Source organism: Bacillus sp. IS1, assembly GCF_032461585.1.
In the GTDB taxonomy this organism is placed as follows: Bacteria; Bacillota; Bacilli; order Bacillales; family Bacillaceae; genus Bacillus; species Bacillus velezensis.
In genome coordinates, this window is record NZ_JAWCWR010000001.1 from 1,562,404 (window position 1) to 1,576,758 (window position 14,355).

The 14,355-nt window shown below is 46.0% G+C and carries 16 protein-coding genes; 3 read left to right on the forward strand and 13 right to left on the reverse strand.

The genetic code is table 11. The features are described 5' to 3' along the window. Window positions 1-22 precede the first annotated feature (22 nt). The 6 genes from RUW00_RS07535 to RUW00_RS07560 form a co-directional block, all read right to left on the reverse strand. A complete protein-coding gene (locus tag RUW00_RS07535; RefSeq protein ID WP_021494366.1) occupies window positions 23-589 on the reverse strand; it encodes a TetR/AcrR family transcriptional regulator in 567 nt (188 codons plus the stop codon). 209 nt (window positions 590-798) lie between these two features. Beyond that, window positions 799-1,338: a class I SAM-dependent methyltransferase gene (locus RUW00_RS07540; RefSeq protein ID WP_280145341.1), complete on the reverse strand. Its 540-nt coding sequence runs from the start codon at window positions 1,336-1,338 to the stop codon at window positions 799-801. Between the two features lie 172 nt (window positions 1,339-1,510). Further along, window positions 1,511-1,666: a hypothetical protein gene (locus RUW00_RS07545; protein WP_007408227.1), complete on the reverse strand. Its 156-nt coding sequence runs from the start codon at window positions 1,664-1,666 to the stop codon at window positions 1,511-1,513. 172 nt (window positions 1,667-1,838) lie between these two features. Further along, window positions 1,839-1,979 carry a YrzI family small protein gene (locus tag RUW00_RS07550; RefSeq protein WP_003152787.1) on the reverse strand — a complete coding sequence of 47 codons (141 nt, stop codon included), beginning with the start codon at window positions 1,977-1,979 and terminating at the stop codon, window positions 1,839-1,841. Between the two features lie 389 nt (window positions 1,980-2,368). Next, window positions 2,369-3,169, reverse strand: coding sequence for a formate/nitrite transporter family protein (locus tag RUW00_RS07555; protein WP_007408225.1), 801 nt, complete (start codon window positions 3,167-3,169; stop codon window positions 2,369-2,371). Between the two features lie 267 nt (window positions 3,170-3,436). Next, window positions 3,437-3,805, reverse strand: coding sequence for a Na-translocating system protein MpsC family protein (locus RUW00_RS07560; RefSeq protein WP_007408224.1), 369 nt, complete (start codon window positions 3,803-3,805; stop codon window positions 3,437-3,439). A 306-nt stretch (window positions 3,806-4,111) separates the two neighbouring features. Here RUW00_RS07560 and fdhF point away from each other — a divergent pair, with 306 nt between their 5' ends. After that, complete coding sequence (gene fdhF, locus RUW00_RS07565) at window positions 4,112-7,054, forward strand: formate dehydrogenase subunit alpha (protein WP_087920802.1); 2,943 nt, start codon at window positions 4,112-4,114, stop codon at window positions 7,052-7,054. A gap of 17 nt (window positions 7,055-7,071) precedes the next feature. Continuing rightward, on the forward strand, window positions 7,072-7,563 hold the full coding sequence (locus RUW00_RS07570; RefSeq protein WP_007612765.1) for a helical membrane plugin domain-containing protein: 492 nt from the start codon (window positions 7,072-7,074) through the stop codon (window positions 7,561-7,563). Between the two features lie 39 nt (window positions 7,564-7,602). Here the strand turns inward: RUW00_RS07570 and RUW00_RS07575 are convergent, their stop codons facing one another. The 5 genes from RUW00_RS07575 to RUW00_RS07595 form a co-directional block, all read right to left on the reverse strand. Continuing rightward, entirely contained in the window at window positions 7,603-7,833 is a 231-nt protein-coding gene (locus RUW00_RS07575; RefSeq protein WP_012118061.1) for a YrhC family protein, read from the reverse strand. Window positions 7,834-7,916: 83 nt separating this feature from the next. Continuing rightward, window positions 7,917-9,059, reverse strand: coding sequence for a bifunctional cystathionine gamma-lyase/homocysteine desulfhydrase (locus RUW00_RS07580; protein ID WP_123117349.1), 1,143 nt, complete (start codon window positions 9,057-9,059; stop codon window positions 7,917-7,919). Window position 9,060: 1 nt separating this feature from the next. Further along, on the reverse strand, window positions 9,061-9,984 hold the full coding sequence (locus RUW00_RS07585; protein ID WP_015387961.1) for an O-acetylserine dependent cystathionine beta-synthase: 924 nt from the start codon (window positions 9,982-9,984) through the stop codon (window positions 9,061-9,063). A gap of 47 nt (window positions 9,985-10,031) precedes the next feature. After that, window positions 10,032-10,727, reverse strand: coding sequence for a 5'-methylthioadenosine/S-adenosylhomocysteine nucleosidase (mtnN, locus tag RUW00_RS07590; protein WP_003152774.1), 696 nt, complete (start codon window positions 10,725-10,727; stop codon window positions 10,032-10,034). Window positions 10,728-10,747: 20 nt separating this feature from the next. After that, window positions 10,748-11,389, reverse strand: a complete 642-nt coding sequence (locus tag RUW00_RS07595; protein WP_137988059.1) for a class I SAM-dependent methyltransferase — start codon at window positions 11,387-11,389, stop codon at window positions 10,748-10,750. A gap of 183 nt (window positions 11,390-11,572) precedes the next feature. Here RUW00_RS07595 and RUW00_RS07600 point away from each other — a divergent pair, with 183 nt between their 5' ends. Continuing rightward, complete coding sequence (locus tag RUW00_RS07600; RefSeq protein ID WP_003152771.1) at window positions 11,573-11,776, forward strand: YrzA family protein; 204 nt, start codon at window positions 11,573-11,575, stop codon at window positions 11,774-11,776. A 39-nt stretch (window positions 11,777-11,815) separates the two neighbouring features. Here RUW00_RS07600 and RUW00_RS07605 read toward each other — a convergent pair whose 3' ends face one another. Both RUW00_RS07605 and RUW00_RS07610 read right to left on the reverse strand, forming a co-directional pair. Further along, window positions 11,816-12,532 (reverse strand): YrrS family protein, encoded by a 717-nt coding sequence (locus RUW00_RS07605; protein ID WP_280145342.1) that lies wholly within the window; start codon window positions 12,530-12,532, stop codon window positions 11,816-11,818. Window positions 12,533-12,595: 63 nt separating this feature from the next. Continuing rightward, window positions 12,596-14,350 carry a peptidoglycan D,D-transpeptidase FtsI family protein gene (locus RUW00_RS07610; RefSeq protein WP_017418216.1) on the reverse strand — a complete coding sequence of 585 codons (1,755 nt, stop codon included), beginning with the start codon at window positions 14,348-14,350 and terminating at the stop codon, window positions 12,596-12,598. Window positions 14,351-14,355 lie beyond the last annotated feature (5 nt).

The following is a 14,355-nucleotide window of genomic DNA, read 5'->3' on the forward strand; positions in this document are numbered from 1 at the left end:
TCTTCCTTCCTTCGGCGTATAATTAATGAGTTCTGATGGCATCCCAAGAACATTGTTCCAATTCTTTCAGAAACGGTTTTGTTATTTCGACGCTTCCCGTCCGGACAAGCTGATAGAGTTTGAGATATGCCCCGAGCAGCAGCGCCATCAGCACATTGGACGGCAGATTGCGGAGCACGCCTTCAGACTTGCCGCGCTGAAAAAAGACGTCAAGCATCTGTGTTATTTCATCAAGAAGCTTACGGCTCGTTTCATTCAGAAAGTAGGCGTCCTTATTCGTTTCAAGAAAAAACAATGCATACTCACTTTCCTTCGTAAAATCAATCAGACAATAAAACAGGTGATGAAACCCTTCTCTTACAGATATATCCTGAAAGTCCGTTTTGACTTTTTTCATAAAACGCTGCGCACTTTCCTGATACAGTACGTTCACAAGTGTCTCTTTACTGTCAAAGTAACGGTAAATTGTGCCGGTTCCGACATCGGCCTGAGCGGCAATCATCGGAATCGTCGTGGCGTCAAATCCTCTATCTGTAAACAAAGTAAGCGACGCTTTCATAATGAGTTCAACCTTGTTTGAAGCTGTCATTTCATCCCCCTTTCTAAATGCGGAATGAATATTCATTCCGTTTGTTCAAAATATTTAAAATGTACGGTCATCTGATTACCATTGTATAAGAAAAAAACTTTTTTTAATATAAAATATATGTGAAATAACCAAAAATAAGGAAATATGCCCAATTTCACAAAAAGAGCTGCAGTGACTTAAGCAGCTCTTTTTATTTCCCAAGAAATATTCTATTTAATGGCAGTAATAAAATGGAATGAATCTCTGCTGACAACTGAAATGTCTCTGAAATGCTGATCATAGAGCACCTCAATCACATCCTTTTCACTCATCCGCGAAGGTTTCAAAACCATATAGAAACACCCGTCAATTTGAAGAACGCGATACACTTCTTTACATGCTGTCCGGTAATCGCTGACTGTTTCAGCAGTATGTAACGAGAAGACTTTATGAAAACTGCGGTCGCGGAACGGTATGCTTTCCGGCCTCCCCTGCTGAATGTTTCCGAGCCCGGCTTTTATAACCGAACGGTTTGCGCGCTGTGTTTTCCGTATTTTACATTTCGATGTTTCTATGCTTTTAAGACTGCCCTTTTCAAGCTGTCCGATGATTTGTTTAAACATTGAGCCGTTTCCGGTCCCGATTTCCAAAATGCGGTCGTATTCCTGTATGTCCATCAAGATTTGCTGAATGACTGACTCTGCCGGTTCTGATGCAGCAAAGTATTTCGCGCGCATTCGTTTTAATGCTGAAGATGTATGTTGCAACATTGTATAACACCCGCTTTTCCATTCCTGTGATTTATTATTCAGAAATAATATTACCTCGTATTAGTATGAGGTACTAACTAGACGCACTTCTCTTCATGAACGTTTCGATTTATTTGAAATTTATATTTGTTTTCATAAAAAAAAGACGGAAAACGTAGGTTTTCCGCCTGCTCTAGTACCAATAATACGGTGCTATATATCTTGTCTGCCGGGAAAGCGCCGCCATTCTCTGCCGGCGGTACGGGTTGCCGTAGCCGTGTTTAAATGAATGGGGCATTGACGCATACCCGTGCCCGATGGATGGAATTCTGTTCTGACCGCCCTGCATGCTATCACCCGCTAACCAATTTTTCTTTCTTTACCATGGTATGCAGGCCGTCTGCGACGTGACAGCAGCATCCTCGCTAAACCTGGTCCTTCTCCATTGTGTAATGATTCAGCAGTTCAATTCTGAACATGATGATCTCCTCCTTCTCCTCCGTTTTGGCCCTTCGTGTCCGTTAGTTCATATAAAAATGTTTCAGCTGGCGTTCTTTCGCTTCATTATAAAACTCTTCGACCTGCTGTTCTCGTTCATACTCTTCCGCACTTTTAAAACGCTTTGAAATGGTCAGTGTTAAAAAGAAAAGATTAATGGTCATTATCGCTCACCCCCTTTCAATATCCGCACAAGCGAAAATAACCCGCAGCAAAGTTCATATGCGCTGCGGGCAGACTAAATCCGCAGACAAAAGAAGACGGTGCTTCTTTCCCTGCGGGGAGCTGCGAATGTCCTGATACTCCGAAATTAACGTGCTTGACGGGCAGAGGTTAAGGAAGGACACGAACTCTTCCACAGGCTGAATCGGTTCAATTGTAGATTTTGATTGCCGTTTAACGTCGTCATGTGATTCAACCTCCCTTTGCTTTTTTCTTACTTTGTAAGTATATCCATCAGCTTCCATTTTGTAAACATTTTTTTCAAGATTTGGACGGAAAATGTGCTGGCATTCCGCTTCAATTGTCCGTGTTTTCCGGCATCTTTCTTACCTCAGGAAACTCTTTTCATCCCTTGCTTTTTCTGATCTTTTTTTGAATATGCAATAAAATAAATAAGGCCGACAAACACTGCCCCGCCGATGACATTCCCGATAAAGGCCGGAATGAGATTGCCAATCAGATCACCCCACGAAAAAGAACCTGCAAATATCGCAGCCGGGATGATAAACATATTGGCTACAACGTGCTGAAAACCAATTGCGACAAACGCCATAATCGGAAACCATATACCCGCGATTTTTCCGGCTCCGTCTTCTGCGCCGAAAGAAAGCCAGACGGCCAAACAGACAAGCCAGTTACAGCCGATCGCCGAAACAATGACTTTTCCAAACGGCATATCCAATTTGCCTTGTGCGACCGCAATCGTTTTTTCCAAGTAAGGTCCTGTTTCGGTTAATCCGACAACATGTCCGAAAAAGTAAGCGACAAACAGTGCGCCGACAAGATTCATCAACGTCACGATCACCCAATTTTTCACTAATGCACCGGCGGATATTCTTCTGGAAAACAGCGCCATGGATACCGACATCATATTTCCCGTAATCAGCTCCGCGCCGGCAAGAACGACGAGCACCAATCCGATGGGAAACACGGACGCCCCGATTAAACTCGACAGGCTTCCCCATTCTTTCGGTAGGTCGCCGATGACACGGATATCAAGCAAATAACCGAGTGCGATAAACGCTCCTCCCAAAAATCCTAATACAATCAGTGCTGAAAGCGGTGAATGCACCTTTTTTACCCCTGATTCGACCGCAAGCTCCGCTATTTCGTCCGGTTTACGAAAAGCCATAATAACCCCTCCATTTAACAATTCAGCCCGCAGTTTCCAAAGACGCCTAACAAAAAAGGCAGCATTCAACTAACCCGTCTGAAAAAACGAGGGTTTGAATGCTGCCTAACTTGTATGCATACCCATACAACAATATCAAGCAGAATGAAAATATGCGGTATAGAATATGTACAGATCATGCACACATTCCATAAAAAATCGTCCTTAGGCCACTGCCAGCAGTTCATATCATATCAAATGTGACAATTTCGTGTCAATTGAATATTGTCAGCTTTTGATTTCTTCTTTATGCTCTTCAATTGAGCGGTCAAAGACAAACACCGATACAGCAATATTTTCCTCTATTTTTATATCTGAAAACAGATGCACCAGCTTTGCTCCGATGAGCTCTTCCATTCCGTCAGGCGTTTGTTTTGAATACAGTTCCTGAATTAAGCTGGTTCGCGCCGCATGAACCATTTCTCTTCCTTCAGGCGTGCGTGCGATAAACTGCTCACTTGCGCTTAGATTGCCGTAAAGTGTAGATACCGCCATGTTATCCACAAAAACGGTGTGAATTCGTTCAGGCCCCTTTCCAAATAATTCTTTGCGCAATTTCCGGATAATATCGTTAAATTCATGAATTTTTTTAGACATATTGTCCCCTCCGATTTTAGCCTATGAAAGACATTCCCGGTTCCCCTTTGTGACATTTCACCTGGTTAAAGTTTTCCTTTCGTATTGTATTATAATAAATATCACCTTATAATAAAAGCAGTGAAGATGGATTTGTAATAGGAAACGTGTTACGAGTCTATCGTTTTATACAAATAGGATTGGTCTGTTAGTAAGACTTGCTAGTGAACTATTCCGCCATGCGTATTTATACCGTTCTCCGGACAGGAGGCCGGTATCTATGTGCATGGCTTTTTTTCGAGTTTAAAAGATGGAGGGGAATTGGAAGTGACAGACGTTCAGTCTATCCGTGTCAAAATTGACGGCACGGAGTATGAAGCACCAGAGGGGTCTAAGATTTTAGATATTTTAAACCAAAACGGAATTGAGATTCCGCAAATATGCCATGTACCGGAAGTGGATCCGATTCAAACATGTGACACCTGTATTGTTGAAGTAAACGGGAAATTGCAGCGCTCTTGTTCCACGGCTGCAGAAAACGGGATGTCCATCTCGCTTACGTCGGGAAGGGTAAAAGAGGCTCAGACAGAGGCCATGGACCGTCTTCTCGAGAATCACCTGCTTTACTGTACGGTTTGCGATAACAACAACGGCAACTGCACACTGCATAATACAGCGGAAATGATGGGAATTGAGCATCAGAAATATCCATATACGCCGAAAGATGATTCAAAGTGCGCGGTTGATATGTCTCACCCGTTTTACCGCTATGATCCGAACCAATGCATCGCCTGCGGCCAATGTGTGGAAGTGTGTCAAAACCTTCAGGTGAATGAGACCCTTTCAATTGATTGGGAGCGCGACCGCCCGCGGGTCATTTGGGATGAAGGCGTCGCCATTAATGAATCTTCCTGCGTCAGCTGCGGCCAGTGTGTCACTGTCTGTCCTTGTAACGCACTGATGGAAAAATCAATGCTCGGCCAAGCCGGATTTATGACAGGTATAAAAGAAGATGTTATGGAACCGATGATTGATTTAGTAAAAAATGTTGAACCCGACTATACAAGCATCTTCGCCGTGTCTGAAGTGGAAGCGGCTATGCGCGATAAACGGACGAAAAAAACAAAAACAGTCTGCACGTTCTGCGGCGTCGGATGCTCTTTTGAAGTATGGACAAAAGGCCGTGACATCCTTAAAATTCAGCCTGTTTCCGATGCTCCGGTTAACGCGATTTCCACTTGTGTGAAAGGGAAATTCGGCTGGGACTTCGTGAATTCGGAAGAACGGATTACAAAACCGCTCATCCGGAAAAACGGCGCATTTGTTGAATCGTCATGGGAAGAAGCCCTTGACCTTGTCGCTTCAAGACTCGGTTCGATCAAGGCCGAACACGGAAATGGTTCTGTCGGTTTTATTTCTTCTTCTAAAATTACGAATGAAGACAACTACGTCATTCAAAAATTGGCACGCCAAGTATTTGAAACCAACAACGTGGATAACTGCTCACGCTACTGCCAGTCACCGGCAACGGACGGCTTATTCCGCACCGTCGGTATGGGCGGAGACGCCGGCACAATTAAAGATATCGCAAAAGCGGGCCTCGTGCTCATCGTCGGTGCCAATCCGGCGGAAGGACATCCGGTTCTGGCCACTCGCGTGAAACGCGCCCATAAGCTGCACGGCCAAAAACTGATTGTTGCCGATCTGCGCAGAAATGAAATGGCTGAACGGTCCGACCTCTTTATCAGCCCGAAACAAGGGACTGACCAGGTCTGGCTCATGGCAGTAACGAAATATATGATTGACCAAGGCTGGCACGATCAAGCGTTTATTGATGAAAATGTCAACTACTTTGATGATTATAAAGAAACGCTGGAAAAATACACATTGGAATATGCGGAGCGCATCACCGGACTTTCTCAGGATACGATCATCCGCATTGCCGAAATGATTCGTGATGCAGACGGCACTTGTGTTCTTTGGGGCATGGGCGTAACCCAGAATACAGGCGGCTCTGATACATCAGCGGCGATTTCCAACCTGCTGCTTGCCACAGGAAACTACCGCCGTCCGGGCGCCGGAGCCTATCCGCTGCGGGGACATAACAACGTTCAAGGCGCTTGCGATATGGGAACTCTTCCAGGCTGGCTTCCGGGATATCAGCATATTACCGATGATGCGGCACGCGCTAAATTCGAAAAAGCTTACGGTGTTGAAATTGACGGCAAGCCGGGTCTTGATAATATCGAAATGCTCCATGCGATTGAAGAAGGAAACATGAAAGCCATGTATCTCGTCGGTGAAGATATGGCGCTCGTCGATTCAAACGCCAACCATGTTCATGACATTTTATCCAGCCTTGATTTCTTTGTTGTACAGGATATTTTCCTTTCAAGAACGGCGCAATACGCGGATGTCATCCTGCCTGCGGTTCCATCTCTTGAAAAAGACGGAACATTTACAAACACAGAGCGGCGTGTGCAAAGGTTGTATCAGGCGCTTCCGACACTCGGCGATGCAAAACCCGACTGGTGGATTATTCAGGAAGTCGCCAATCGTTTAGGCGCTGATTGGAATTACACGCATCCTAGCGACATTTTCTCAGAAATGGCGAGCCTTTCTCCGCTGTTCGGAAAAGCAAGCTACGACGTTCTTAGCGGCTGGAACAGCTTCCTGTGGGGAAGCTTTACGGGAGAAAGCACTCCGCTTCTTTATGAAGACGGCTTTAACTTCCCGGACAAAAAAGCCCGCTTTGCGCTGAGCGATTGGGTGGAGCCTGCTGTATTCCCTGAAGAATATGACCTGCATATTAACAACGGACGGATGCTTGAACATTTCCACGAAGGAAACATGACAAACAAGTCAAAAGGCATTCAGTCTAAAGTTCCGGATGTATTTGTTGAAGTATCGCCGGAGCTCGCGGCTGAACGCGGAATTTGCGACGGAACAATGATCCGGCTCGTCTCTCCTTTTGGGGCGGTTAAATTGAACGCGCTTGTGACAGACCGCGTCCGCGCAAATGAGCTTTATCTGCCGATGAACTCTACAGATAAAGATTCTGCGATTAATTTCCTGACCGGGCCTGCGTATGATTCACGGACACATACACCTGCCTATAAGCAGACAAAAGTCCGCATGGAAGTGCTCGGTTCCTGTGATACTCCGCCGCTTCCGAAAACGAATCCGCGGAACAAAAAACGTCATCCGCAAAACGGTGTGGAAGCTCAGCGAAAATGGAACCGTCCGGGCTATGTGCACTTAACTGATTAAGGAAAGGAGGAAACATTGTGGCAAGCCCAATTACTGAAATTCAAAAAGAAACGAAAACAGAGGAACAGCTGAAAGCTGAAAAACTGGAAGAGCTGAAGACGCTTCTCGCAGAAAATGAAGAAGCCGTCGCGAAAACGATGTCCATCATGGCAGAGCTGAATAGCTTGGGCATTTTTGATGCCGCCGGCTATATGCTCCAGGCAAAAGAGGAGATTGCCAAAATCGCACTCGGACAGATTTCCCGGGAACCTGTCACCAATCTCCTGAATACGATGATGGCCGCGGGAGGCGCGCTGTCAAAAGCTGATCCCGAATTTATGGGCAGACTTTTAGAAAGCGCCATGGCCGGTACGGATCAGGCGCAAAGATTTTTAAAAGAGGACAGGAAAGTCAGTATGTTTGAACTGATGAAAGCCGTCGGTGATCCTGATATTAACCGCGCGCTCGGCTTCGGGCTGCAGTTTTTAAAAGGAATGGGAAAAGAATTACGCGAAACCCCGTCTGAATAAGAAACGAAAAAGCCATTGTCAAAAGACAATGGCTTTTTTTTATTCATCGGCCTCTTCCAGCCTCTTTTTATAAATAAGTGAACGGTCAACGCAGAAATAAGCGCCCGCTAAAAATACACAATCCGTTACAAACATCAGCATTTTCTGGCCCGCAGTCAGCCCTTGTCCGGGAAGAACCGCGCCGATATAAATGAAGGTGCTGACTGCAAGCAGAATAAATGCGTAATGCTTAAAATCTTCTATTAATGATTTCAGTCTTTTCTTCTCCATATAAGGTCACCTGCCAGTTTTATAGTCTACCAACATTATAATACAAGCTGACAGCCGACAGAGAATGTAAATCTATCCATTCTTTATAAAAGTGAATCAAGCGCCTGTTTCACATCCGCCGTTAAATCCTCAGTATCCTCAATACCGACTGAGATCCGTACGAGCCCGTCGGTAATGCCAAGCGCAAGCCGGCGGTCGCGCGGGATCGAAGCGTGCGTCATTCTGGATGGCACGGAAATTAAGCTTTCAACCGCTCCTAAACTTTCCGCGATCGTAAACAGGTTCAATTTTTCTAAAAACGCGTCGACGCGTTCGCTGCTGCCGACATCAAAGGAAATCATTCCGCCGAAACCGGAGCTTTGCGCTTTTGTCAGCTCATGGCCCGGATGTTTCGCAGATCCCGGATAATAAAGCGTTTGAACGGCATCATGCGCTTCAAGCAGCCCGGCGATTTTTCCGGCGCTGTGATTGATGGCATCCATTCTGAGTCCCAGCGTTTTAATCCCTCTCATCAAAAGCCATGAATCCTGCGGTCCTAAAACGCCGCCCGTTGAGTTTTGCACGTAATGAAGCTTTTCGCCCAGTTCTTTATCAGCCGTGACGACTAAGCCGCCGACGACATCGCTGTGGCCGCCGAGATATTTCGTCGCGCTGTGCAGCACGATGTCCGCGCCGAAGCTGAGCGGCTGCTGGAAATACGGCGTGTAAAACGTATTATCGACGATAAGCAATACGCCCGCTTCTTTTGCGATGTCAGACATCAGTTTGAGGTCAGTCACTTTCAATAGCGGGTTTGTCGGTGTTTCGATATAAATGGCTTTCGTATTCGGGCGAATGGCCTTTTTGACTTTTTCTTCATTGCTCGTATCAACAAAGTCCGCTTCAATGCCGAAGCGGTTCAGCACACCTGTCATCACCCGGTAAGTGCCGCCGTATACATCATCCGTCAAAATAACATGATCGCCGCTGTCAAACAGCATCATGACGGCAGTAATCGCAGCCATGCCTGAGCCGAACGCATATCCCGCCGCTCCGCCTTCAAGCTCCGCAATTAAGCTTTCAAGCGCCGTCCGCGTCGGATTGGCCGTTCTTGAATATTCATAACCCGTGTGCTCGCCCGCTTTCGGCTGCCGGTACGTGCTTACTTGATAAATCGGTACGGAAACCGCTCCTGTTTTTTCATCTCCCGTAATTCCTCCGTGCACCATCAGCGTTTTTTTCTTCATCTTACTGACCTCCTTGAAAAATGTTTTTGCTTATATATCGATCGCTGCCGTCAGGGAAAATGGTGACGATATTTGATCCGGCGGGCGCTTTTTTCGCTTCTTCAAGCGCTGCATAAAGAGCCGCCCCTGAAGAGCTTCCGATTAAGAGGCCTTCTTTCTCGGCCGCTTCTCTGACAAGCGAAAACGCCGTATCGTCTTCCACCGTGTAAATGGCGTCAAAATGGTTCTCGTCCATATAATCCGGGATAAACTCCATGCCGATGCCTTCCGTTTTATGGGCATGCGGCTCTCCTCCGTTCAGGATCGAGCCTTCCGGTTCAACGATCACCGTTTTGACGGCAGGATTTTTCTCTTTTAAATAAGCTGCTGTACCGGCAAAGGTGCCGCCGGAACCTGCTCCTGCGACAAAAGCGTGGATATCCCCGCCGAGCGCGTTCCATATTTCGGGTCCGATCGTTTTATAGTAAGTCAATGGATTTACTCGGTTTTTAAATTGCAGAACGGCATAAGAATTATTAATCTCTCTCTCCAGTTCAAGCGCTTTTCGAATGGCTCCCTGCATGCCTTCTTCTCTCGGCGTATGCACGATGTCCGCTCCGAGAGCTTTCATAATTTGCTGCTTTTCTCTGCTGAAATGCTCCGGGACGCAAAAAACGGCGCGAAGCTGATGCTTTCTGGCGCACAGAGCGAGTCCGATCCCGGTGTTTCCGGCAGTCGCCTCAATGATAACGCCGCCCGGTTTCACCTTTCCCGTGCGAAGCGCATCTTCAATGAGCATCCCGCCCAGCCTGTCTTTAATGCTTCCGCCCGGATTCATCATCTCAAGCTTAGCATAAACCGCTGTTCCCTCCGGTATATCAAAGTGCTTGAGACGGAGCAGCGGTGTATTTCCGATCAGTTCTGTAATATCTGTTATCACGTTCAATATGTGTCCTCCTCCTGGAAAAGCGGAGGAGAACGAGAATCCCCCGCTTAGTGAATTCGTTTGATGACATTCAGGACAAGCTCAGTTGAATGAACGGCAGCCTGTTCTAAAAATTTATCAAATGAAACATCAGATTCTTTTCCGGCAATATCAGATAAAGCTCTGATGACAACAAAAGGCGTTTTGAACTGGTGGCACACCTGTGCGACAGCCGCAGCTTCCATTTCAACCGCGTACAAATCCGCAAATTTGGCGCGTACGTCTTCAACCCGCTTCGGATCATTCATAAAAGAATCTCCCGTAGCGATTGTGCCTTTGGCGACTTGAATGCCGTTCAGTTCAGAAACCGCTTCCTCAGTAATGCTGATCAGCTTTTCATCAGCTTTGTATGCTGCCGGAAGACCCGGCACCTGTCCGTATTCATAGTCAAACGCCGTCACATCCACGTCATGATGGCGGACATCTGTTGAGATGACGACGTCGCCTACATTCAATGTATGATGAAAACCGCCCGCTGAGCCTGTGTTAATCACATAATCAGGTTTGAAACGGTCAAGCAGAAGCGTCGTGCTGATCGCGGCGTTGACTTTCCCGATACCTGATTTCAGCAAGATGACTTCGACGCCTTCATAGCTGCCAGTTGTAAACTCACAGTGAGCGATCATCTCTTGTTTTGCGTCTTTCAGTTTGCTTCTTAAAATCGTAACTTCTTCTTCCATTGCTCCGATGACTGCCAGTTTCATTTATACACAATCCCTTCGATTTACCGTTTAATCGCCTCCATTATCCAGACAAAGTCATTTTGCTGCGTAAACCGCGCGGCAAATCCCTCTTCTGAAAAGATGTTTTTCATTGTCCCGAGTGTCGGATAATGTTCCGTCTTTAAATCGTCCGCTAATTGATGATAGCCCTTTCGGCTTGCTTTTTGAATGGCTTCATCATAAGCTTCATGATCTTTAAAGACAGTATCGGCAAACACTATTTTATCATGCTTCTGAAGGATTGCGCCATACTGCTTTACAGCCGTTCGCTTTTCTTCATCGGTTAAATGATGAAAGGCGTACGAGCTGACGATGGTATCTATTTGAAAAGGCGGAGCGGGAAACTCCAGAAAATCTCCGTCACTGAACACGGCTTTGTCAGAAAGCTTGTCAGCCGCCAGTTTTCTCATTGACGGAGACGGTTCTACACCAAACACCTTTTTGTTCGCGGCGGCTAATTTCGCCGTTAAATTCCCCGTTCCCGGTCCGAACTCTAAAACGTTTGAACCTGAAAGTGCGACAATGCTGTCAAGAATATTGTCATATCCTTTAAAAACAGCAGCATATTGTTTGTCAGCCCCGTGCACTGTGGCATCATAAGTCGCTGCCCAATCTTCAAATAAAGGAATAAATTCACGGCCCATATTTTTCACTCTCCATAATTTATAATTCCTATGAGTATAGTATGGATTAATCATGGAACAGTTCCTATCCTACCACAAAAAAGAATGGAAGGGTACTAAAATACTTTGGGATTATTGCGCAATTACGGCAGAAAGGCTTATACTTTCATTGACTCAGAAGAAAAATCAGGAGGATCTGTACTGATGAATTTTCAATTGGATTTAATCAAAGATAAAGTAGAATTTTTCGAAGCGGCATCTTTGCAGGAGCTTGAAAAGAAAATAAACGTTCAGATTGAAAACAACCAGGCGATTATGCTTCGCGTCCGTTCCGTATCCCATCAGGTGACGGCCGTTGACGGCAGAATCCTTTACAGCGCGTCGGTGCATTTTTCAGCTGACGTATGACAGAAAAAAGCAGCTGATTACTCAGCTGCTTTTTTGCGGTTATTTTAAGGTTTCTACTTTTGTCGGCTTCCAGCCCTTTTTGTCTTTCCAAGTGATGGTGACCTGATACTTTTTGCCGTTCGTTTTGTCTAAAACTTTACCCTTCGCATCTTGCGGGCTTCCATTGTTTCCGAGCCACAGCACTGTCATGTGATCTTTTGACACGCCGGTTGCGTAAGAGATGGCGTCAAGCATTTCGGACCAGTCTTCAGAGCTTGAGTCATACGTCGCCGCATGTTCTCCCGTCTGCTTTGTGCCGACCGCTTTCCATTTTGGGTTAACAATTGTTTTCTCGACATCGCTTGATGAGCCGCCCTCTGTTATTTTTGCGCCTTTAAAAGGATCGCTTGAACCAGAGTCTTTTTTGCTGCTGTCATCACTTTTCGATGAATCATCGTCTTTTTTGCTGTCAGAGTCTGAAGATGAATCAGATGTGTCCTTATCCTGTTTATCTTTTTTGTCATCGTCTGATGCCGTATCTTTTTTGCTGTCTTTTATGTCTTCATCCGATGTCTGCTTCGACTTGCCTGATGCAGGTGTTTCCTGCTTCTGGCTCGTGTCCGCTTTTTCGCTCACGTCGCCCGACGGACTGTTGATGAAGAGGCTGACGGCAACGACGACAATAAGAATAGATACGATAGCAATTAAAATGTTAAGCACCATATTTGCTTTTCTGCGCTTATCACGGTTTTCAAAACGAGATTGTTTATTGCTCAATCATTCTGCACTCCTTTATCCCTCTTGCTCAGCATATATTTTAACATGGGCTGAGCGGTTGTTCTATGTCTGATTTATTTCATTTTCATGTACCTTTTTAACAATATCATAAAACACTGTATTTGTCAGAGCCTTATCCCCCGGCGTGTCCATGTGCAGCACCACGAGAGCGTATTTCGGCTTGTCCGCGGGAAAGTATCCCGCAAACCATTTGTGGTAAAGCGTCTGTTTTTCTTTTGTGAACATTCCCGTCTGGGCCGTTCCCGATTTGCCTGCTATCTCATACGGCAGATCCTGAAACCTTCGGCCGGTTCCTTTCGGTGAGGTGACGACTTCTCTGAGAATTTTTTGAAGCTGCTGCGCCGTATATTTGTCGATGTTTTCCCCTTTTAACGGCTGATCTTTGAATGACGCCATCGTCGTTTTGTTTTTGTATTCAATTTTGTCCGCGATTTTGACTTGTTTTTTTTCACCGCCGCGCGCGATCGCCGCCATCATATTGGCGACTTCAAGAGGCGTGACTTTCACGTTTTTTTGCCCGATCGCTGTCTGTGCGACGGCTTTTTTTACGGTTTTGTCTTTGTCATCTCCCCAAATGACCCCGCTTTTTTCATTATACAGCTGCCTGAATCCGTCTTCCCGGTACAGCTTGCCTTCCCAGCCCGCCCGCTGGGTGAGACCGAGTTTTTCCGCCATGTTTTCAATAACGGAATCATCTTTTTTGATCAATTTTTCCGCAAGGCTTGTAAACGTATAATTGCAGCTTTGGGCAAAGCTTTCTCCAAAACTGAGCGTGCCTTTGTCATCCCCCGGCTCTCCGTACAGGTTGAGATTGCAGTTAAAGGATGTGCCCGGCTTCACTTCGTTTTGTTCTATTGCGGCTGCGGCGATCACCGTTTTAAATACTGATCCCGGATAAATCGGCGTCAGCATGTAATTTTGCAGTGTCTGCTGCTTTGACATGTCGGCGTCAGGCTTTGATACCATTCCGAGCACACTGCTTTTTTCAATGTCTAAAAGGACGGCTCCCCCCTTTTTTAACCCGCGGTCTTTCAATACATCTTCCATTGCTTTTTGAATATTGCGGTCGATGGAGGTTTTGACTTGCAGCGGATAAAACGCGTTTGCTTCAGCCGTATATTTGACGTCCATTCCGAATAAAGGGTTTCCCCTTCCGTCGACATGATACAAAAGTTTTGTGTCCTGATCCGCCAGTAAAAACTCATCAAACGTCCGCTCCATCCCGCTTGTCCCGATTTTTGCCGTGATCGGCAGTTCCTTCCTGCCGGGGTATTTCTTTTTCAAAAGCTCAGGGTCCTGGTTTGTCGCGCCCAACAGATGAGCGGCTATGTTTGTTTCTTTGCTGTCTTTCATATATACGCCGTAAATGCCGGGATATTTCAAAGAATTGATATTTGACACGGATTGTTTCGTCAAATGTTTTATTTTTCTGCTGTTCAGGATCACCGGTTTTTTTGCTTCCGTGAGCAGCTGCCTGAGCTCCCCCTGTTTCATTCCGAGAATGTCTGATACCCGGTCAACCGGCCAATCCTGCGTCACGAGAAAGGGAAACAGTATGACCGCAGGCTGCTTTTTTCCGGTCAGTTCTTTGCCGTTCCGATCAAGAAAAGAGCCGCGTCCGTCTGAAATAAGGACTTCTTCCGTCCGCTGCTTGACGCTCTCCTGAATCAGATTAATATTGGATTTTGAAAAAGATTCTGTGAAAAACAGCTGAATTTCAGCCAGCCTCGCAAGGAGAAAGAAAAACACGAGCAGAAAACAAATCACGGCCGTTTTCAGCCTTTTTGATACGATCATAAAAA

Bases quoted from the DNA above. Each gene is read 5' to 3' on its own strand.
- RUW00_RS07600 (WP_003152771.1), top strand. From the start codon at position 11,573: ATGAATTTTCAATTGGATTTAATCAAAGATAAAGTAGAATTTTTCGAA.
- RUW00_RS07540 (WP_280145341.1), bottom strand. From the start codon at position 1,338: ATGTTGCAACATACATCTTCAGCATTAAAACGAATGCGCGCGAAATAC.
- mtnN (WP_003152774.1), bottom strand. From the start codon at position 10,727: ATGAAACTGGCAGTCATCGGAGCAATGGAAGAAGAAGTTACGATTTTA.
- RUW00_RS07535 (WP_021494366.1), bottom strand. From the start codon at position 589: ATGACAGCTTCAAACAAGGTTGAACTCATTATGAAAGCGTCGCTTACT.
- RUW00_RS07595 (WP_137988059.1), bottom strand. From the start codon at position 11,389: ATGGGCCGTGAATTTATTCCTTTATTTGAAGATTGGGCAGCGACTTAT.
- RUW00_RS07545 (WP_007408227.1), bottom strand. From the start codon at position 1,666: ATGCAGGGCGGTCAGAACAGAATTCCATCCATCGGGCACGGGTATGCG.
- RUW00_RS07550 (WP_003152787.1), bottom strand. From the start codon at position 1,979: ATGACCATTAATCTTTTCTTTTTAACACTGACCATTTCAAAGCGTTTT.
- RUW00_RS07580 (WP_123117349.1), bottom strand. From the start codon at position 9,059: ATGAAGAAAAAAACGCTGATGGTGCACGGAGGAATTACGGGAGATGAA.
- RUW00_RS07555 (WP_007408225.1), bottom strand. From the start codon at position 3,169: ATGGCTTTTCGTAAACCGGACGAAATAGCGGAGCTTGCGGTCGAATCA.
- RUW00_RS07610 (WP_017418216.1), bottom strand. From the start codon at position 14,350: ATGATCGTATCAAAAAGGCTGAAAACGGCCGTGATTTGTTTTCTGCTC.
- RUW00_RS07575 (WP_012118061.1), bottom strand. From the start codon at position 7,833: ATGGAGAAGAAAAGACTGAAATCATTAATAGAAGATTTTAAGCATTAC.
- RUW00_RS07560 (WP_007408224.1), bottom strand. From the start codon at position 3,805: ATGTCTAAAAAAATTCATGAATTTAACGATATTATCCGGAAATTGCGC.